This window comes from Pseudarthrobacter sp. KH_020_B, from assembly GCF_057840185.1.
Genome location: NZ_CM174506.1, coordinates 3608981 through 3629601 on the forward strand (window position 1 = coordinate 3608981; position 20621 = coordinate 3629601).

At 66.4% G+C, this 20621-nt stretch carries 14 protein-coding genes and 1 pseudogene; 8 read left to right on the forward strand and 7 right to left on the reverse strand.

The features are described 5' to 3' along the window. The first annotated feature begins 30 nt into the window (after positions 1-30). Entirely contained in the window at positions 31-1029 is a 999-nt protein-coding gene (locus AC3IT0_RS16720) for a transposase (protein WP_489320393.1), read from the forward strand. 161 nt (positions 1030-1190) lie between these two features. On the opposite strand, the pseudogene AC3IT0_RS16725 reads toward AC3IT0_RS16720, so the two are convergent. Next, positions 1191-3291 (reverse strand): annotated as a pseudogene (locus tag AC3IT0_RS16725) (PhoX family protein). 168 nt (positions 3292-3459) lie between these two features. After that, positions 3460-4479 carry an o-succinylbenzoate synthase gene (locus AC3IT0_RS16730; RefSeq protein WP_489320805.1) on the reverse strand — a complete coding sequence of 340 codons (1020 nt, stop codon included), beginning with the start codon at positions 4477-4479 and terminating at the stop codon, positions 3460-3462. Positions 4480-4629: 150 nt separating this feature from the next. On the opposite strand from AC3IT0_RS16730, the gene AC3IT0_RS16735 reads away from it, so the two are divergent. The 3 genes from AC3IT0_RS16735 (at position 4630) to AC3IT0_RS16745 (ending at position 7559) form a co-directional block, all read left to right on the forward strand. After that, a complete protein-coding gene (locus tag AC3IT0_RS16735; RefSeq protein WP_489320806.1) occupies positions 4630-6339 on the forward strand; it encodes a multicopper oxidase family protein in 1710 nt (569 codons plus the stop codon). 1 nt (position 6340) lies between these two features. Next, positions 6341-7114, forward strand: a complete 774-nt coding sequence (locus AC3IT0_RS16740; protein ID WP_489320807.1) for a hypothetical protein — start codon at positions 6341-6343, stop codon at positions 7112-7114. A gap of 160 nt (positions 7115-7274) precedes the next feature. Then, on the forward strand, positions 7275-7559 hold the full coding sequence (locus AC3IT0_RS16745; RefSeq protein ID WP_489320808.1) for a hypothetical protein: 285 nt from the start codon (positions 7275-7277) through the stop codon (positions 7557-7559). A 184-nt stretch (positions 7560-7743) separates the two neighbouring features. Here AC3IT0_RS16745 and AC3IT0_RS16750 read toward each other — a convergent pair whose 3' ends face one another. Further along, entirely contained in the window at positions 7744-13086 is a 5343-nt protein-coding gene (locus tag AC3IT0_RS16750; protein ID WP_489320809.1) for a peroxidase family protein, read from the reverse strand. A gap of 216 nt (positions 13087-13302) precedes the next feature. Here AC3IT0_RS16750 and AC3IT0_RS16755 point away from each other — a divergent pair, with 216 nt between their 5' ends. Then, positions 13303-14526 (forward strand): BTAD domain-containing putative transcriptional regulator, encoded by a 1224-nt coding sequence (locus AC3IT0_RS16755; protein WP_489320810.1) that lies wholly within the window; start codon positions 13303-13305, stop codon positions 14524-14526. Positions 14527-14565: 39 nt separating this feature from the next. Here AC3IT0_RS16755 and AC3IT0_RS16760 read toward each other — a convergent pair whose 3' ends face one another. Next, the gene (locus tag AC3IT0_RS16760) at positions 14566-14979 is read right to left on the reverse strand and encodes an Hpt domain-containing protein (protein ID WP_489320811.1); all 414 of its coding nucleotides are present in this window, start codon (positions 14977-14979) and stop codon (positions 14566-14568) included. A 184-nt stretch (positions 14980-15163) separates the two neighbouring features. On the opposite strand from AC3IT0_RS16760, the gene AC3IT0_RS16765 reads away from it, so the two are divergent. The 3 genes from AC3IT0_RS16765 to AC3IT0_RS16775 all read left to right on the forward strand — a co-directional run bounded on the left by AC3IT0_RS16765 (position 15164) and on the right by AC3IT0_RS16775 (position 17284). Further along, positions 15164-15496 carry an ArsR/SmtB family transcription factor gene (locus tag AC3IT0_RS16765; protein WP_489320812.1) on the forward strand — a complete coding sequence of 111 codons (333 nt, stop codon included), beginning with the start codon at positions 15164-15166 and terminating at the stop codon, positions 15494-15496. 14 nt (positions 15497-15510) lie between these two features. Beyond that, positions 15511-16017 carry an SRPBCC family protein gene (locus tag AC3IT0_RS16770; protein ID WP_489320813.1) on the forward strand — a complete coding sequence of 169 codons (507 nt, stop codon included), beginning with the start codon at positions 15511-15513 and terminating at the stop codon, positions 16015-16017. 172 nt (positions 16018-16189) lie between these two features. Continuing rightward, the gene (locus AC3IT0_RS16775; protein WP_489320814.1) at positions 16190-17284 is read left to right on the forward strand and encodes a LacI family DNA-binding transcriptional regulator; all 1095 of its coding nucleotides are present in this window, start codon (positions 16190-16192) and stop codon (positions 17282-17284) included. A 118-nt stretch (positions 17285-17402) separates the two neighbouring features. Here AC3IT0_RS16775 and AC3IT0_RS16780 read toward each other — a convergent pair whose 3' ends face one another. Genes AC3IT0_RS16780 through AC3IT0_RS16790 form a run of 3 tightly spaced genes read right to left on the reverse strand, consistent with a single transcriptional unit; the run spans position 17403 to position 20616 of the window. Next, on the reverse strand, positions 17403-18851 hold the full coding sequence (locus AC3IT0_RS16780) for a glycoside hydrolase family 32 protein (RefSeq protein ID WP_489320815.1): 1449 nt from the start codon (positions 18849-18851) through the stop codon (positions 17403-17405). Positions 18852-18877: 26 nt separating this feature from the next. Then, positions 18878-19762, reverse strand: a complete 885-nt coding sequence (locus AC3IT0_RS16785; RefSeq protein WP_489320816.1) for a carbohydrate ABC transporter permease — start codon at positions 19760-19762, stop codon at positions 18878-18880. An 8-nt stretch (positions 19763-19770) separates the two neighbouring features. After that, the gene (locus AC3IT0_RS16790) at positions 19771-20616 is read right to left on the reverse strand and encodes a carbohydrate ABC transporter permease (protein WP_489323830.1); all 846 of its coding nucleotides are present in this window, start codon (positions 20614-20616) and stop codon (positions 19771-19773) included. Between the last annotated feature and the right edge of the window lie 5 nt (positions 20617-20621).

A 20621-nucleotide genomic window follows, 5' to 3' on the forward strand; every position in this document is an offset into this window, starting at 1 on the left:
GCCGAGAACAGTCCTGTCCTGGCGCTGCATGTGATCACCGGCTCCCAGCGGACAGCGCTCGAGCTGGCGGGCGTGTCGCGCGGGACCTGGCATTACCGGTTCAATCCCCGTCCTGCGGTGCAGGACCCGATCCACCAGGCCGACCGGGCCTACGAATGCCGGATCAGCACCGCGCATCACGACCGGATCCTGGGGCTCATCCTGGCCGGTTGGGAGAAGGGCAACTCCGTTGACCATGCCTTCGCCACAGCCTGGGACAACGGGGTGCTGCTCGCCTCCAACCGCACTTGGTGGCGGATCGCGGCAGGGTACGAGGATCAGCAGGCCCGCCCAACCTTCCCGCGCAAGCGTGGGGGCAAGCGTGGTTCGGTTGAGAAGCCGGTGGTCAAGGCCACCGGACCCTGCCAGGTCTGGTCTTGGGACATCACCGACGTCTATTCCAAGTGGCAGGGGAAGGTTTTCAAGGTGTACTCCATCATGGACATCTTCTCCCGGGAGATCGTCGGTTGGCGGGTGGAGGAACGCGAGTCCGACCACCTCGCCGCGGAGATGTTCGAGACAGCCATCGCCCGGCACGGCGCCCCGCGCATGGTGCATGCCGATTCAGGCCCGGCCATGAAATCAAACCTGCTCCGTGACACCCTCACCGCCCACAGCGTGGAACTCAGCCATAACCGCCCGTACGTCTCCAACGACAATCCCTTCTCGGAGTCAGGCTTTCGCACTATGAAATACCGGCCCGGCTACCCCCGGATCTTTGACGATCTCGAGGCCGCCAGGGAGTACCTCACCGGCTATGTGCACTGGTACAGCACCGATCACAAACACTCCGGTATCGCACTGTTTTCACCATCACAAGTCCACGACGGCTCTTGGAAAGAGCTCTGGGACAAGCGAGACAGAGTCCACCAGGACTACTACGAACGACACCCAGGAAGGTTCCGCCAACGACCCACCACACCGGCCCCCGCCAAATACGTCGGGATCAACCTGCCCGAGACCAAAAAACCCCAAAAACTAGCCCAGTGACTCCACACAGCTTGACAACTTTCGGCTCTCTCACTGCCGGCCGCCGGAGCAACAGGAAGTGAGAGAGCCGAAAGTTGGCTAAAAACCCACAGGAGGTGAGAGAGCGTTGGCCAAAAACCCACCAAAAGTGAGAGAGCGTCCTGGTGGGGAGGGGAACCTACCTAGCCGCGGAACACCTGGACCACAGACGGGCGGGGCGCGCGCGCCTGGCCGCGGGCCGGCGTGGTGCCTGCCGCAACATAGTCCGGGAAGAACGTGCTGGTCCGCGAACGATCCGTCCTCACCCGGGTGCTGGACGGAGACGAAAACGGTGCGCTCGTCGTCGTGGATGATCGGTCCGCAGGTCTCGCCGTCGCGCGGCACGGCCAGGAACTGTTCCACCTTGCCGCGCTCGGCGCCTTCGAGGGTGACCTTGAAGAGGCCGTCGGCCTTGCCGATGCCGGCGGGGGCGCCGTCGGTGGAGATCCACAGGTTACCGACGGAGTCGAAGGCGAGGTTGTCCGGGCAGGAGATGGGCGAGACCTTGTCCACCGGGAAGCCGGAGAAGTAGGTGACGTCGCCGGCGGCCGGATCGCCGCAGACCATCAGCAGGTTCCATGTGAAGCTGGTGGAGGTCTGGTCACCGGTTTCGGTGATTTCCACGATGTGGCCGTCGCGGTTGGCGTTGCGCGGGTTGATCTCGGTGGCGCCTTCCTTGCCCACCTTGCCGCGGTCCGAGTTGTTGGTGCAGGCCACGTAGACCTTGCCGGTGTGGAGGCTGGGCTCAACGTCCTCGGCGCGGTCCATCTTGGTGGGGCCCTGCCTGACGCCGTCCACCATCTTGCCTGCCTTGTCCGCGGCCAGGCGGGTGTAAACCAGCACCTGTTCTACAGACATCCCGTCGATGGCGGACTTGCCGTCCACCACCAGCGGCAGCCACTCGCCGGTGCCGTCGAAGGAACCGTCGGCCGGAACCGTGCCGGTCCCGGTGATCTCGGCCGTAGGTGAGTTTCCGGTGAACCGGGCCACGTAGAGATCGCCCGCAGAGAGCAGCGTCATGTTGTGCGCCCGGTCGCCCTGGCGGTACTTGTCCTTGGAGACGAACTTGTAGAGGTAGTCGAAGCGCTCGTCGTCGCCGGAGTAGGCCACCACATGCCCGGAATCCGCCACGATCACGTTGGCGCCCTCGTGCTTGAAGCGGCCCAGCGAGGAGTGCTTCTTCGGCATGGACGTGGGATCGAATGGGTCAACTTCCACGATCCAGCCGAAGCGGTTGGCTTCGTTTTCGTAGCCGAGCTTGCGGGTGTCGAACCGGGGATCGTCCAGTTCCCACTGGCGGGCCGTGGCCTTGTTCGTCAGGCCGTAGCGCTTATCCTCGGCGGACATGCCCGGGGAGACGAAGTAGCCGTTGAAGTTTTCCTCGCCGGAGAGGATGGTGCCCCACGGCGTGGTGCCGCCGGCGCAGTTGCCCAGGGTGCCCTTGATGAAGCGGCCTTTGTCGTCCTCGACGGTCTTGACGAGGTCGGAGCCAGCGGCCGGGCCGGTCAGTTCGTAGATGGTGTTGTTCAGGTACCGGCGGTTCAGCGGCGCGCCCTTGACGTAGGTCCACGGCGTGGTGGTGTTTTTGCGCTCCAGCTCCACGACGGTGAGGCCGTGCGCGGCGGCCCCCACCGCGCGCACGTCGGCGGCCGGCATGGTGGCCGGGAACATGATGCTCTCGTTGGTGTATTCGTGGTTGGCGAACAGCACGGCGCGGCGGCCCTTGGTGTTCGGGATCGCCAGGATGTCCGTGTAGTCGTTGTTGTAGCCGAACTGCTTCTCCTGCGCGGCGGCCGTCTGGTTGTCCAGGTCGAAGTCCGGCGTCCCGTTGAAGATCGGGTCACCCCAACGGATCACGGGCTGCCAGGTGAAGCCTTCCGGCACGGTCATCGCGTCGACGGCGGCATCCACCGGAGCGATCGGCGTGAACGTCAGCTTCGACTTGGCAAAGCCTTCCTTCGCGGCGGGGGCCAGTCCGGGGCCGCCGGCAACTGCCGGTTCCGCGGAGGTAACGGCGCTGCCGAGTACGACGGCGAGCGCACCGGCGGCGCCGAAGCCCAGGGCGGCGCGGCGGGACATGGTGGCGGACGCGATGTCGCGGAAGTAGCTGTTGGAGCTGGTGTTGCAGACGTCGCCGGCGCAGGCGTTGTCGCACTTCAGGGCGCAGGTGACGGCGCTGCGCTTGCCCTTGGTGTGGCCGAGCATGGGCAGCAGGGTGAACTTGCGGGCTGTCGTTTCAGACAAGGGGTGCCTCCAGATTTACGATCGGGTCCCGGCCACCCTGTCAGCCGGTTCCGACGCCAAGCCGTCGGCCGGGTGAAGTTCCGGTGAACCGGCGGTGACCTGCGGGGACTGCGAGAGGGTTCGCCAAAAACCCGCATTATGTGAGAGAGCGTTGCCCAAAAACCCGCATTAAGTGAGAGAGCGTCCGGGGGTGGACGCGGTGGCCAACAGGGCGTGGACGCGGCGCAACCGCGCCAGCCACCAGTCTCGACGTTCCACGGAAGCCGCAAACTGCTCCAGCAGTCCGGCGTCGGCGGCGACATCGCGGACGCGGATGGCGCCGTCGTCGGCCACCAGCGGATCCAGCGTGATATCCGAGGTGAACAGCGACACCGTCCCCAGCCCGCACGCGTACGGCAGTTCGGGCAGGGCAGCCGCCAAAGCCAGCCCGGCGCGGATGCCCACGGACGTGTCCAGCGCGGAACTGACGACGGCGGGGAGCCCGGCCTGCGCCACGATGTCCAGCGCGCGCCGCACTCCCCCGAGCGGCGCGACCTTAACAACCAGCAGATCCGCCGCACCGGCCCGCGCCACCTTCAGGGGGTCGGATTCCTTGCGCACGCTCTCGTCGGCCGCGATCAGCACCGGCGTTCCGGCGGCGCGCAACTGCCGCCGCACCTCGGCGAGCCCCTCGATGGTGGGCACCGGCTGCTCGGCGTATTCAAGTCCGACGGCGGCGAGCCGGGTGAGTGCCTCGACGGCCTCCACGACGTCCCACCCCCCGTTGGCGTCGACCCGGATGGCGGCGTCCGGCAGGGCGGCCCGGACCGCGGCGACCCTGGCGGCGTCGTCGTCGAGCGTCTGCCCGCGCTCCGCCACCTTGATCTTGACGGCGTCCACCCGGCCGAACCGGGCCAGGACTTCGGGTACCCGGTCCGCGGAAACGGCGGGAACGGTGGCGTTGACGGGGATCACCGAACGGACCGGCGACGGGAAGCCGTGCCAGCCGGCTTCGATGCTGGCAGCGAGCCAGCGGGAGGCCTCGGCGTCGGCGTATTCGGGGAACGGGCAGAACTCGCCCCACCCGTGCGGGCCGCGCAGCAGCAGTGTTTCGCGTTCCCTGATGCCGCGGAACCTCACCCGCATGGGCAGGCTCACCACATGCGCCGTGGCGAGCAGTTCGTCCAGGGAAGGAATGGCGGCGGGCATGGTTTCACTGTACCGGCCGCCTCTGACGGTGATGCGGCCAACCACTCCCTTGGCAGCGGGCGTCAGGCGTGGCCGTTCCAGCCTTTTTACAAGTTCCGCGGCGCATGATCTGAGCAGGGTTGAGCAGCCACTCACCATTGAGGAGAGGTCATGACATCTCGCAGGGACGTTCTAAAACTGGGCGGAGCGCTGGGGGCATTCAGCCTCGTGGGCATGAAGGGGGTCCCGCTCACCGTTCCTTCGTCCACCACGCCGCCCACCACGCCGCCCATCACGACGAGCCAGCTGGCGCCCCAAAACACCCCGGTTCCGTACGCCGGGGTCTTCCGGCGGCCGCCGGTGCTGGAGCCTTACGAAACCGGCTTCGACGATGGCGACCGCAACCGCCCGTATGCCAAGTACGCGCTGACGCAGAAGCTTGGCCAAGCCCAGTTCGTGCCGGGGCTGACCACAACTATCGCCGGGTACAACGGCATTTTCCCCGGCCCTACTATCCGGGCCGTTCAGGGGACCCGGACCGAGGTGCGGATCCGCAATGACTTCCCGGCGCTGGGCCTGCTGCATCCCATGGCCTTCCATACCGTCACCCACCTCCATGGCTCGGCGTCGCTGCCGCAGTACGACGGGTACGCCAACGACACCACTCCACCGGGATCCGTCAAAAACTACCGCTATGCCAACTGGCAAACGGGGCGGACGCTCTGGTACCACGACCACAAGCATCACGTGACGGCCGAGAACGTGTACTCCGGGCTGGCCGGCTTCTACGCCCTGTCCGATGAGTTCGAGCGCGGCCAGCTGCCGCAGGGTGAGTTCGATGTGCCGCTGATGATCTCGGATGCCCTGTTCAATGCTGACGGCTCGTTCGGCTACAACGACAACGACCACGACGGCTTGTGGGGTGACATCATCATGGTCAACGGCGTGCCGTGGCCAACCATGAAAGTGAAGCCACGCATTTACCGTTTCCGGGTCCTCGTGGCCTCAATTACCCGTTCCTACCGCCTAACTCTCTCCACGGGAGAGCCGGTGCATATCGTCGGCACCGACGGCGGCATGGTGCCCAAGGTCCAGGCAGTTCAGTCATGGCGGCAAGGAACTGCCGAACGCTACGAAATCCTCATCGACTTCCGGAAGTACAGGGTGGGGCAAAAGATCCAGTTGCGGAACCTGAGCAACAAGAACAACGAGGATTTTGCCAATACGGACAAAATCATGCAGTTCGAGGTTGTGCGCAACTCCGGCTCGTCGAAGGGGACCATCTCCTCGATTCCCAAGGCGCTCGACGACGGCGGGGCGCCCAATGCGGCCCGCGGCGGATTGCCCGTCATGAGCCTGACTCCGGAGATGGCTGTGGCCAAGCGGGAGCTCAGGGTGGAACGGCAGAACGGGGAATGGACCATCAACGGGGTTACCTGGGCCGATGTGGAAGATTCGGGGTTCACTAAGCTGTTCGGGAACCCTCAGCCCTTTGACGTCGAGCAGTGGACCATCACCAATGGATCCGGCGGCTGGTTCCACCCGGTCCACATCCATCTGATCGATGCGAAGATCATCGGCCGAAACACCAACGGCGGGAAACCGTTCGCGTGGGAGACGGGGCCCAAGGATGTTTTCTATACGGGTGAGAACGAGTCCGTCACCTTGCTCATGCAGTTCGACACCGGAGCCCACACGGGCGGACGTTACATGGTGCACTGCCACAACCTGGTGCACGAGGACCACGACATGATGGTGCAGTTCTCCGTGGGCGACCTGCTGAACAACGATCCCGTCAGCTCCGATCCCGCCGTCCCGGACACCCTTCCAGCGGACTACTTCATCCCGAAATACCAGCCGGGTTACCCGGCCGGGACCTGAGATGAGAGCGGCTGCTGCTGCCGTCTCGGTGGTGCTGGCCTCTTCGCTGTTGGCCGGCTGTACTGGGGCGCCGCCCGGGTCACGTCCAACCGACCCGTCCGGCGTGGTCCTGACGTCAGGGTCAGGTTCCGAGCTGGGGAACGGCCGGCCACAGGTGAGCTACGACGGGCTCATGGTCCGCCGGCGCACTGCGGTGGCCATCCACCCTGCCCCTGACGCGGATCTGGACCAGCTCCGCGCCACGCTCTCCTCGGCTGCGGGCGGCCTCGGGCTGGCTTTGTTCCCTATCGCACCGGACGTCCTTGGTGCCAACGTGCTGGACCACACCGTGCCGCAGCTTGTTGTGGCATTACCCAGTGATGCCACCGTCGATGATGGCGGCGAACTGGTTAACCATGCCTTCGGGCACGACCTGGCGTTTCCGGGACTGGACCACGTTCATGTGGTCCAGGTCCTGGTGCACGACCTCCGGTTCACCGTCAGCTCGGCCAACCCCGGGGCCCTGGCCGAGGCAATCGCCCTTGAAGGCATCCTCGCGGATGCGCTGGGCAACTACGACACCCGTACAAGCGGCGAGGAGCTCGAACTCGGCTACACCGGCCCGCTGCTGAGCGACAAAACTGTGGAGGCCGTCCGCCGCGGCGTTGCGCGCGCCGCAGGGAACAGCGCCGACGACGTCAAGGTAGCTCCGCGCTCGGGAACGGGAACGGGCGTGGACATGGACAAGGAGCCCGCAGATGCGTCCGTTACCCAGGGACCAGTACACGGCCATTAATGCACCTCACAAGCGTGCGCGGTGTTCTCCGTGGTGAAAAACGCTGACCGTCCCCTCTGAGGCACGTGTCCTCCTTGCCTTTGTCCCGCGGGAAGGGCTTAATTGGCCGGGAGCGCGATCTCCGCGCTCTTCTTTACTAGGGAGGAACAAAGCATTTGCCGTGGGGGCCGTATTGTTTACCGGAACCTTAGGCTTCGCGCCGAGCGCTTCTGCCACCATTCACCCCATCGTCGAATCGGCCGACTGCGCGAACGCCACGGCCAACGCGCACCACCCCCTCGGAGACGTGGCCGAACCGCCCGGCGTCACGCCGGGCTACGGAAACCACTCCACAAAGAGCGACCTCGCGTCCCTGGATGCCACCTCGGACGGATTCACCGACTTTTCCAGTCCGGCCTGGTTCGGCCACAAGCTCGACGGTGAGTGCGGGCACTCCGGCCCGTAACGGACGCACAACCTGAACGCCGGAACCCCCGTGGTCGCGGGGATTCCGGCGTTTTTCGTGGGTCGGGGTCTGGTGGACTCACCGGACTTTGAAAAGGCCTTGGCAATTTCCCCGGCACAGCAAAGGGGGTGGCCGCGGGGCCACCCCCTTCACTTGCCAGCTACAGGCGCTGGCGGCGCTGCATTTACCGTGCCACCACGCTGTTCGACCTGGCGGACTCCGGGCTGGTGCCCGCCGCGTTGATGGCCACCACCACGAAGCGGTACTGGCCGCTGGTGAGGGTCATCTCCAGATTCCTCGCCGTTGCCGGCAGCACTCCGGAGTCCGTCCGAGCGAGCACTGTCGCGTTGGCTGCGGCCGAGCTCATCCGCAAGGCCGTTACCTTGTACCCCGTGATCGCAGACCCGCCGGTGGAAGCCGGCGGCGTCCAGTCGATGCTGGCTGTTACTGGACCCCTTCTGTCCCCTTGCCTGGCCCTTCCGATCACCGGAGCACCTGGCGTGCCCGGCGTCGTGATTGCAGCCGACGGTGCCGAGCCCGCGCTGGCTCCGGCGGCGTTCACCGCCTGGACCACGAAGGTGTACGCGGTGCCGTTTGACAGGCCGGTGACCACCTGGCTCGTGGCCGCGTCGGCGAAGGAGACGGTGGTGACCACCGTGGTTCCCGTGCGGACTTCGATCTGAGACCCCGTGATCGGGGATCCTCCGTCACTGGCCGGCGCCGTCCACGTCACGGTTGCCGAGGCGACACCCGCTGTGGCTGTGACTCCGGTCGGGGCATCGGGCACCGACGGCGACGGCGTGACCGCGTTGGATTCCGCGGACAGCGGCCCTGCGCCGAACTGGTTCACAGCGCGCACCTGGAGGGTGTACGAGGTGCCGTTGGTCAGCCCGGTGACCGTGGCACTGGTGGCCGAGGCCGCAATGCCGGTGACCGTCTGGACTGCCGCGCCGCCCGTGTTCACGACAACCTCGAAGCCCGTGACAGCCGAAGACCCGTTAGGGGCTGGGGCCGTAAACGTCACCGTGGCGGAACTGTTGCCTGCCGACGCCGAGCCGATGGCCGGCGCATCAGGCACCTGCACTGTGACCACCTGATCGGTGAACTGCAGCCGCTCGATGTTCCGCAGGGTGTCGATCCCGTCGCTGGCCCGCTGGCCAACCACGTCAGCACCGGTCTGGGTGACGGTCAGCTTGGCCAGTTCTGTGGCCGTTGCTGGGGTGGCAACGATGGTGTAGTTCGACAGCGGTCCGGAGAAGACCGCGGTGTCGGTGCCGCCGGTGCCTTCCAGGATCTCGCGGACTGCCACGATGTTGCCCGGATTCACGGTTCCCGCGAACACGGCTTCCTGGAGGGTGGGACCGGTGAGTTTACCGTCCCCGTCCCGCAGGTACTGCGTGGTCATGCCGGCGGCGCTGCCAACCTCGGTGGCCGCGTTGTTCGCATCCGTACGGACGCTGAGCCGGACGCTGAGGTACCTGTCGCCGTCGATGATGTCATCGGCGCCGCGTCCCTCGAGCAGGTCGCCGCCGCCGCCGCCGAGGAGGATGTTGCCATCGCCCCAGACGTTGCTGCCGGGGACCAGCAGCGGGCAGTTCCTGGATGCCGACACCCCGATGACGGTGTCCGCCGGAGTGCTGAGCGCCGGTACCAGCGGGTCAAGGCCCGCGATGCGGTCCAGGCCCGCCTGGTCCAGCACGTCGCATCCGATGAATCCGGCGCCGCCGACGGCGCTGGGTACCACGTCGTCGCCCCGCAGGATGTCATCGAGGTTCGCTCCGGAGAGCGACTCAACCTCGTTGTACCTGTCGCGGACCCCCACCTCGAGGATGTCCAGCGGCGGAATCGGGAGGTTCAGATCGGCGTCCTGCGCCTGCGGATCCAGGAGCCCGATCTCCCAGTCGTAGCCGGATGCACCGGCCACCTTCTCGACGCCGGGCCCTGCAAGGCCGATGTCGTCGCCGCCCTCCATGTCGTAGTCGTCGTCGCCGCCCTGGCCGACGAAGATGTCATGGCCGGGCTTCTGGGAGTCGTCCAGGAAGAACAGGTTGCCGCTGTCCCCCTGCATGAGGTCAGGTTGGTCCCCGCCCTCCGTCCAGTCATCCCCGCCGTCGCCGAACACCTCGTCGATTCCCTGGCCGGCGATGATGAAGTCGTCACCGGGACCGGAGAACGTCACGTTGGCGTTGGCTCCGCCGTTCATGAAGTCCTTGCCGTCGCCACCCATCATGATGTCCAGGCCGGGACCGGCGTCGATCGCGTCGTTCCCGGGACCGCCCTTGAGGACGTCGTCACCGGCGAGGTCGGTGATGATGTCCTCGCCTTCACCGCCGAGTGCGACGTCGGCGCCGTCACCGCCCTGGATGATGTCGTTGCCCAGGCCGCCCCAGAAGGTGTCGTTGTCGTTGCCTCCGTACACCCGGTCCACACCGGCGGTGCCGTTGTAGACGCTCTGGCCGTTGATCCCGGAGGGGTCCTGGGAGTTGATCATCCGGTACTTGATGGTCCCGTCGGGCATCCGGATCAGGAGTGCGGCCTCGTTGCATTCCGACGCCGGATCATCCGTCACCGTGTTGCCGGAGGACGCGAACCCCGCAGGTGTGCCCGCGAGGTGCTTCAGTTCGAACTTGCAGTCCGCCGTGGCGAAGGCATCGGCCTTCAGGGCGTGCACGTTCGTGTTGCGCATCATCATTTCGGCGAACGAGTTGCCTTCCAGCTGCGTCCTCAGGTTCATGCCCGGGGTGCGCGCCAGGTAGTACAGGCGGTCGCCGTTCTGGAGCTCGGTCAGCTGGTTCTCGAAGACGTAGTTGAACGTGCTGCCCAGCAGCCCGCCGAACATGTTGGTCCGCTCCGCGAGGCCGCCGACCCAGAGGTCAACGTTATCGAGTCCGGTGATGGACGCGGTGCCAGCGTTCGCCCAAGCGTCGATGCTGTTCATGAATGCCGCGGCGTCACTCGGGCCGACTTCGCCGGCAATGATGTCAGGGCTGACGATCTTGCGGGCCGCCTCCCGGCGTGATGCGAGCGTCGGCGGTCCGTCGTCGGGCGTATTCAGCGTGGCATCGGCGCCGGCATCGGTAAGGATGGTCGGGTGCTGCCCGTAGGCTGCCACGAAGTTGATCAGCGATTCCGGGTGCTTGAGGTTCTCGCCAAAATCGATCCAGTTGGTGTATGGCTGCAGCTGGCCGTCGTTGGTCGAGGCATGAAGTTCCCGGCGAAGGTTGTTCAGCGTCGGGATGCCTTCTGACCGTGCCCGGGTCATGTTGATGGTGGGCAGGTCCAGCGGCAGGCCAAGGAGGTTGTTGCGGAGCGTGTCGGTGACGAACTCGTCGAGCTCATTGCCTACCTGGTCGGACATGCCCCTGATGATGCTGCCGGCGGCCGCCTCGGAGCTCAGCGTGCCTGCATCGCCGCCGTCCGTGTAGGCCGGCGGGTTGAGGAATCCTTCGAGCAGCGAGATGTCGTTGCCGGCGCCGCGGACGTCATCTGCATTGCCGAAAATGCCATCCGGTCCGGGCAGGTCCTCGTTGCGTCGGGTGATCGTTTCCGTCAGCATCGAGTGGCCGAACCGGTACACGGCATGCGCGAACTCCGCCTTGATGGCGGGGTTGAGCTCGGTCTGGGTGAAGGCGAAGGGCTGGAAGGGGTTGATCGCGGGCTGGATCTTGCGAGCGAACTCCTCGAAGACCAGGTGCTGGTACTCCATTTCCGTGATGAACCGTGCCGCCTGGAACAGACGCTCACCGTTCCAGCCGTCCGCACCCAGGGCCAGCTGCCACTCCGCGAGCGCAGCAACGCCGCTCGGAGACGTGTCGCCGGTCAGCACATTCTTGATGTCGCCTACCAGGCGGTCGTGCTCGGAGTGGAAGATCTGGTGGATGGCGGTCAGGCCGATGTTCTCGTTCACGCGGCCGTCGCCGGCGATGAAGTGCGCGTTGAGCATCTCATCGTCGTAGGTTCCCGCTGGCTGGTTGGCGAAGTCGGCGGAGGCGACGTCGTCGTCATCCGGGACCGGGGCAACCGGATCAGTAGCCGGGTTGTGGTCGGTGTCCACCGGGGTGGGAACCGCGTTGTGTGCGATGTCCGTCAGGAACGGCGTGTCGAAGTACAACACGTTAGCCGGAACCGGCGCCGGGTTGAGGATGTCGCCCTCCACCATGCCGGTTGTGGTCACGTATTGCGGCAGCCCGTTGGGCCCGGGGATGAACTTGCCGTAAGGGTCCACCGCCAGCATGGGGATGTTGGTCGCGTCAGTGTCCACCAGGCGGAGGCCCAGCAGCTCTGCTGCCTGTGTCTTCGTGGTGGCCCACGTGGCCATGCCGCCGGCCGTGGTGGAGCCTTCAGGCCCACCCAGCAGCTTGCCCGTGGACACCGGCTTGCCCTCGCTGTTGTTGACGTACTCGCGGAGGAATACCTGGTGTGAAGGGTGGGAGGTGTAGGTCTGGCTCTGGTCCACCCAGGGTGAGTCCGTGTTGAGCGCGTCCTGGATGTCGTCTCCGGTGCCCAGCACGCCGTCGTCCCCCGGCTGGTTCTGGCCGCGGGTCAGCACCATGAAGCGCAGGTTCGGGGCCAGATCGTCAGCGTTGCCCAGGATGTGGTCCGGGCCCGCGATCAGGGGGTCGTCGGCCTTCAGCGGCACGAACACCGTGCCTCCGCCTTTGACTGTCTGATCCACGCCGTGGTCGAAGAACTGACCGAACAGGGTGAACAGCGAGTTGTAGGGCGGTGAGAGCCCAACATCGGTGGTCACGTTGGGGATGAACAAGGTCTGGTGGGATGGAACGCATCCAACCGGGCTACCGGCGGTGTCCGGCGTGGGATCCACGGTGCACGGCACAACGCCTTCGTTGCCCTGTGTCCTGACGGGGTTTCCTGCCGCGGACACAGCGGCCGGGTTGGTGGAGGTCTGGTCCACCACGAGGTTGCTGACCACCCGGGGCTCGGAGTCAAATACTTCACCCGACTTTTGCGCATAGGTGGTCGGGGCGGGCGGGCCTCCCAGGGATCCGGACTCAGCGGGCCGGAAGGATTTGGAGGTCAGGCGAGGGAATACCTGGTCGGCGGCGCCGAAGGTTTCCTGGCCGGGTACAAGGTTGTTGCAGGATCCGTCCACCGTGCGCAACCCCATGGAGACGAGGGGGCTCGCGATCTGGTCAGGACCGGTGCCGATCATGGTGTCACACGGGTGCTCCGGCGACCGCGTTGCCGCGTGCGCCTCGGCGATCTTGATCTGTTTCAGGATGAACGCCAGGTCGGAGGGGGTCACGGTGAACCCCTGGCCAACGGGAGCCGTTTCGGCGTTGGCTGCAACGAGGGGCAATCCCATGCCGACGGGCATGACTATTGCCGCGATGGCTGCGATCAGCCGGACCCGTGCGGGCCGGACTGTTGCCGAGCGGTCGGCGGCGTGCCGGCCCTGCCCGGGCGGAAAAGGGCTGTGTTCAGTGCTTGGGGATGCGGGCGCCTTGCCGGACGCGGGCGCCCTGCCGTCGGCCGGGCCCGGGGGCATCCAACTAAAGGGTCTCATGACATGCCTGCCGTTAGGAGGGATGGAATGGTGCCATCCTGAACCGGGCACCTTGCAACAACCTTGTTGTCGGGAGGTGACGGCCGACGCCAACATCCATTCGACGGACAAAACCAAGTAGCGGCTGCCCCTCGCAAACAAGTAGCGACTACTCGTGTCCCCGGCCAGCAAAATAGCGACACTTGAGCAAAAGTCGCAACCGATTGGCAGCCACCCATGATTTCAGTAGATCTGGCAGTATCAGACCACGTACTCACGGGGCCGGGTCCCCACCGGCTCGATGCGAGAATCATCGGTCCGCTCCGGATCCGGCACGGTGATACAGTCCTCGGGCACGGGGAGCTGGGCGGCCCGAAGCCCCGGCAGATCCTCGAACTCCTTTTGCTAAACCTTGGCCTCCCCGTTTCCAAGAACCGCCTGATCGACATCCTCTGGGCCGGGCAGGCACCATCCGAGGCTCTGCCCACCCTGGAAAGCTATGTCAGTGTGCTGCGGCGCCACCTCCAGCCAGGAATGGGCAAGGACGGCCCTTTGCGGACCGTTACCGGCGGCTACATGCTGGACAGGTCGCTGGTGGACCTGGATCTGGACCGCTTCGAGACCCTGGTACGCAGGGCCGAATCAGCAGTGCCGCAACGCGCGATCTTAATGCTCCAGGAAGCCCTTGACCTGGCTTCTGCTCCGCTGCTGGGCGACGAGCTGGTGCCATCCTGGGCTGAAGCCGAGCGAACCCGCCATGCTGCCCGTGTCTTCCATGCCCGGATACTGGCGGCGGAGACGGCCCTGGCGCTGGACAAGTCCCAACTGGCCGCGACATGGGCAAGGGAGGCCGTTGCGGATGATCCTCTCAGCGAGCAGGCCTGGACGGCTCTGGTTCGTGGACTGGAAAAGAGCGGCAAGCCCACGGAGGCATTGCGTGCCTTCGAACAGTGCAGGCGGATCATGGACCGGGAAATAGGCTGCGCGCCTGGTCCCGTATTGAGGTCCATTTACGCCAGGCTTCTTGATGCCACGGCCGACGTCACCGCGCACGCGGCCAGGCCCACGGCGGACTCGCCAAGAATTCGCGTCATGATCATCAATCGTCACCGGACCATCACCGAGTTGCTTGCCCTCGCCTTGGACCGCGAACCGGAGGTGCACCATGTGGGAGCCGCCGACTCGGCCCAATCGGGTGTTGACCTGGCCCTCGAACTGGCGCCCGACGTCGTCATTCTTGACGACCGGCTCCGCGACGATGACGGCATGACTGCGGCGCTGCGAATACTTGCTGCCGCACCCCGTACCCGCATTGTCATGCTGGCGGGGACCCCGACGCCGGAGGCCCAACGGCAGGCAGCCGCGGCGGGCATCAGCGCCCTGCTGCCTGAGGAAGGCTCGCTGGCCATGTTGTTGAACGCTGTCCGGCGAAAAACCAGTGAGGCCGTCCCTGCACGCTGAAGCAGCCCGGTCAGGCAGTCCCGGATTGAGGCAGCGGTGTCACTTCCCGCCTGGCCTCGCCTGAAGGTATTTCAGCAGGACGTAAGTGGTCTGCCGGCCGCAGCGCGTGATCTGCCTCAGGTGGTCCGCTGCCAGCCGGGGCAGGACCCGGGCAGGCTCCATGTCCATGTCCTGGTGACGAAGGGACCGTTCCAGGTCCATGGCTAGTGCGGCCAGGCGTTCCGCGCCGACCATCTGGCTGGAAGTCTTGAGGCTGAGGACCGCGTCCATCGCACCGGACAGGTCCCCGGTGGTCAGCGTCAGCCGCAGCTTTTCAGTCCTGTGGGGCAGGTGGTCGATGAAGTTCTGCACGAACACCTGCCACACGCCGTCATCGTCCTCGAGCTCGGTGCGCAGCCTGTCGAGTACGGCAGGATCCAGGAGGGGCAGGGCGTTGAGGTCGTCCGGCGCCATTGCTGTCCTTCCTGCCCCGAGAAGCGGCATGCCGATGACATCCCGTAGGGTCCCCATTCGACGCTATGCGGCGGGGGATGCCGAAAGCATCAGTAGTAAGTACTCGACTTTTCAGCGCAACGGCACTGGCGGAGGGCGGGCCAACCTCTTCCAATGTATATCCATATGGGTATACAATCGCGGTATGGCACGGGCAGCAACAACGGCAGATGCGTTCAACGCGGTGGCTGAGCCCCGCCGTCGGGAAATCCTGGACGCCCTCACCCACGGCGAGCGCCCGGTCAGCGAGCTGGTGGACCTCCTGGGCCTGGCGCAACCGCACGTATCACGGCACTTGCGGGTGCTGCGCGAGGTGGGCGCCGTCGTCGTGCGTGACGCAGGCCGGCAGCGGCTCTACCGGCTCAATCCGCAAGCCCTCAAGCCCATCCACGACTGGGTGGCCGGCTACCAGCACCTCTGGCAGGAGCGCTTCGATCTCCTCGAGGACGTGCTGGAGGACCTCAAAGAAGAGCACTGAAAAGGAGCAGGACAATGGCACAGGCAAGCAGCGGCACCCTGGACGTGACGCTCCCCAGCGACACGGAAATCCTGATCACGCGGACCCTCAACGCGCCCCGGCACCTCGTCTACAGGGCCTGGACCACACCGGAACTCGTCAAAAAATGGTGGCCGGGCCGGCGGGGCGAAATGACCGTGGCGGCGATGGACTTCCGCGTCGGCGGCGCGTGGCGGTACGTCATGGTGGCGCACGGCGAACTCGAGGTCGCCTTCCACGGCACGTACCGCGAGATTGTGCCCAACGAGCGGATCGTCCACACGGAGGTCATGGAGATGCCGGGCACCGCGCCGGACAGCGAGGAGGGTGCCGTGCTCAATACGGTCACCTTTGACGAGGCCGACGGCGGCGCCACCACCGTGCGGATCCGCACCGATGCGGGCAGCCAGGAAGTCCGGGACATGATTGCGCAGTCCGGCATGGAAGGCGGCGTGCGCGAGCAGTTCGAGATCATCGAGGACCTGGCGGCGTCCCTCACCTAAGGCACCCCCGCGGCTGCCCCAACTGGGTAGCATTTAACGTCGTCAAAAGTGCGAATGACGACATTAAGTGCCAGTCAGATGGGGTGGGCGTGTGCGCGGGGGGGAAACGGGCGATCCCTCACACGCGTTAGGTAGACTGCAGGAAATACCGCACACCGGAAGAACGGACAGCATGAACCGCAAAGCCACAGCACTGGACGTCGCCAAGCTCGCCGGGGTGTCCCGCAGCGCGGTGTCGCTGGTCCTGAACGGCCGCGGCGACGGCAATGTGGCCAAGGAGAGCCAGGTCCGGATCCGTGAGGCGGCGGCCACGCTGAACTACACACCCAACGCCATCGCCGTGAGCCTGCGCAACCGCCGGTCGCGGATCATCGGGATCGTCTCGGACCAGGTGGTCACCAGCCCGTTCGACGGCAACATCATCGCCGGCGCGGACGCCGTGGCCAGGTCCCAGGGTTTTGTCACCGTGGTGATGGATACGGAGCTGGACGAGACACGTGACGAAAGTGCCGTGGCCACGCTGCTGGACCGCCAGGTGGACGGGCTGATGTATGTCACCGTGGGCCTGCGCCCCCTGCATGTCCCGCTCAACATGCTGCGCGTGCCGGCGGTGCTGGCCAACTGCTTCGATGACCGTCCTGAGGCAGGCGTTCCCGCGGTCATTCCGGATGAGGTCCGCGGCGGCCGGGAGGCGGCAACCCACCTGCTGGAGCTTGGCCACCGTGACATCGCGTTCCTCGCCGGCGACAACCTCACGCCGGCAGCCCCGCGCCGGATCCAGGGCCACCGGGACGCCTTCGAGGCCGCCGGGTTGCCGGTGCGGCCGGGCCGGATCCTCCAGGCGGGCTGGGACATCGACGCCGGGTTCCACGGTGCCATGAAGGTCCTGGACGGCGTGGCCGCCACGGAGCGGCCCACCGCGATCGTGTGCGCGAACGACCGCCTGGCCATCGGCGTGGTGCTCGCGGCCAACCGGCTGGGCCTGGCCATCCCGCAGGATCTCTCCGTCATGGGATACGACGACGAATTCCGGATCGCCTCCACCATGGTCCCGGCGCTCACCACCATGGCCCTGCCGCTGCGGGAGATGGGCGCGGCCGCCATGACCGGGCTCCTCCGGGAGCTGTCGGAGGAACCGGAGGACAACAACGACGACGACGACGGCGCCGCCCCCGCCGCCGAGCTGGGCCGACCCGCCCAGACGATGGTCCCGTGCCGGCTTGTGGTGCGCGAGTCAACGGGCCCGGTCCCCGCCGCCCGGACCTGACCAACAGCGCACCAGACCAACAGCGCGAAAGGACACTTGAGGCCCTGCGTACAGCGCGAACGGACACTTGAGGCCCTTGTCTGTGGGGCCTCAAGTGTCCTTTCGCGCCAAACCCTCCCTACTGAGGCTGTTCCAGCTGCCAGACGTCCGCGGCCGCGCCCTCGGGAAGCCGCAGCACCCACCGCTCGCCAGCCGCCGGGTAAGCGCGCAGGGTGGTGGCCACCGAACCGCTCCGGTACACCTCCACCAGCGACGCGTCTACAAACACCCGCAGCTCCTCCCCCGCCGCCAGTGCCCCACTGAACACCACCTGCCCGGCATCCGTTGAGCCATCGGCCACCAGCGAAAGTTCGACGACGGCGTCCGCGGCCAGCGCCGCCGGCCCACCGCTCACAACGGCCTCGGCATACGGCGGCAGCTCAAGGCTCCCGGCAACCTGCGATGCCAGCAGCGCGCCCCGGTATGCATCCACCTCCGGCGCGGGTGTCACGGCCAGGGAACCGTCCACCACCGACAGCAGGCGCGGGTGCGTGAGCACACCGGCCCAGCCCGCGGCGTCGATTTCGTCCTGGTTGCGGCCCCGGCGGCCGTCCCGTCCCGGCCCTTCATTGGCCCAGCCCCACAGCAGCGCCTTCGGTTCCGTGCCGGCACCGTCCTGCAGCTGCACGATCTGCGGCGCGTAGAAGTCCCGGCCCAGGTCCGACTTTCCGCCGGTCTCCGGGGAGAACACCGGCAGGCCGGTGGCGGGGTTTTCGGCCAGGGAGCCGATCAGGTGGCCCACACCGTTGGCGTGCTCGTGGTCGTCGCCGGAAAGCCACAGCGAAAACATCATGACCCAGGCGTCGTCCCCGGACGGTGATTCAGCGGACCGGGATTCAGCGGAGGAAACGGACGGCACCCGCACCAGCTGCGGGCACTCCCAGATCTCGGCCGGCGTGAAGGCACCGGCAACTGGGTTCTCGGACGTGAGCCAGATGCCCTGGTACTTCCAGTCGGACAGGTCCTCCACGGTGTACAGCAGGAGGGCCGCGTGGCCGGTGGCCAGCCCGGCGCCCTGCATCGCGTAGCGCTTGCCGTTGAAGCGGAAGATGAACGGGTCCCGGACCGCCGTCACTTGCGGGTCGGCCGGCATGGACGCCGCGACGTGACCGTCCTGGGTCCACGAGACGAGGTCCGCGGAACCGCGGGAGATGACCACCTGGGAGGGGCCGCCGTCGCCACGGACGCCGGAGTACGCGGCGGTGGGGACGCCGCCGTCGTCCGTCACCACACCGGTCCAGCAGCCGTACTCGTCCGGCCCGCCGTCCTGCGGGCGCAGCGCCACGGGGTGCTCCTCCCAGCGCACCAGGTCCGCGGAGCTGATGTGGCCCCACGCGATCTTGTGGTGCCGGGCGGACGCGGGGTTGTACTGGAAGAAGACGTGGTACCGGCCGTTGACGTGGCTGATGCCGTTGGGGTCGTTGATCCAGCCCTGGGCGGGGCGGGGGTGGAAGTGCGGAAACGCGGGGTCGGGGTGGGCGGCGGCCAGGCGGGCGAAGTCGGCGGCGGCGAGGTCCGGGGATGACATGGAAGTAAGCCTTTCAGAGATGGTGGTTATTTGCCGCTGCCGGCGGTGAGGCCGTCCTGCAGCGCGCGCTGGCCGAAGATGAAGACCACCAGGGCGGGGATCATGGACAGGACCACGCCGGCCAGGACCACGGAGATGCTGCCCGTGCCCAGGTTGCCCTGCAGGGAGACGAGGCCCAGAGGAAGGGTGAAGTTCTGTTCCGAGATGGTCATGATGAGCGGCCGGAAAAACTCGTTCCAGTGGAAATTGAAGGCGAGGATGCCCACGATCGCCATGCCTGGGACGGCCAGCGGGGCGTAGACCGAGCGGAAGGTCCGCCAGGGTGAGGCGCCGTCGATCGATGCCGCTTCAGCGAGGTCGGTGGGCAGCCCCAGGAAGTACTGCCGCATCAGGAAGGTGCCGAACGCCGTCGGGATGGCCGGCAGGATCAGCGCCAGGAGGGTGTCCGAAAGCCCCATGCCGCGGATCAGCATAAACACGGGCACGATGGTCACCTGCACCGGCACCATCATGGTGGCCAGCACGATCGAGAACAGGGCCCCGCGGCCGCGGAACTTCAGGTTGGCGAAGGCGTAGCCGGCCATCGCGGCCGTCACCATCTGCCCGACGGCGATGAGCCCGGTGACCAGGGCACTGTTCAGCACCAGGAGGACGATGTCCAGCTGCTGGAAGACCTGCGCGTAGGACGTGAAGTCGGGGTTCCAGGGGAAGAACGACGGCGGCAGCTGGAACGATTCCGACGGCGACCGCAGCGAGGTGGACAGGGTCCACATCACCGGGCCCAGCGTCAGGACGGCCGCGATGGTCAGCAGGAGTACGCGGAGGACCAGGTTCCAGTTCGGCTTCCGCTGTTGGCGGCCAGGCACCGCGGGGGACGTGCCGGTGGATACACGCTCTGTAGTGGTAGACATGGCTGGCCTTACTGGTAGAAGACGAATCGTTTGCTGAGCCGGAACTGCGCGGCGGTGATGGCCATGATGATGAGGGTCAGGATCACGCCGATGGCCGATGCCTGGCCGAATTCGAGGCGCTGGAATGCGGATTCGAAGATCACCATCACGGCGGTGCGGGTGGAGTCGCCAGGCCCGCCGCGGGTCAGGACGTACGGCTGGTCGAACACCTGGAGTGCGCTGATGATGGCCATCACGGACGCCAGCAGGGTGGTGGGACTGAGCAGCGGCAGGGTCACGTGAACGTGCTTGCGCCAGCCGGTGGCGCCGTCCAGCGAGGCCGCCTCATAGGTTTCCGTGGGGATCGACGCCAGCCCGCCGATGAACAGCAGGAAGGAGAACCCGAAGTTCTGCCACACATAAACCAGAATCACGACGGCGGCGGACCCGCCTGGGGTGGTCAGCCACGGCACCGCGGGGATGCCGGCGAGGGACAGGAACCAGTTGACCACGCCGAACTGCTCATTGAAGAGGTACCGCATAAAAATGGAGACCGAGGCGGCGGAGAGGATCAGCGGGAAGAAGAAGGCCGAGCGGAAGACTGTCCGCAGCCAGGCAGGCATCTTCTCCTGCACCATCACCGCGAGCGCCAGCGCCAGGCCGAGCTGGAGGGCCACCGCCACAATCACAAACACGATGGTGTTCAGGAACGACACCCGGACCGTGGGGTCCTGGACCACTTCGGCGAAGTTGTCGAAGCCCACGAACGTCGGGGCGGAGATGATGTCCCAGCGGAAGAACGCCAGGACCACCGACGCCGCGATGGGCACCAGCGTGAACAGGCCCATACCCACGATGGTGGGGGCCAGGAAGATCCAGG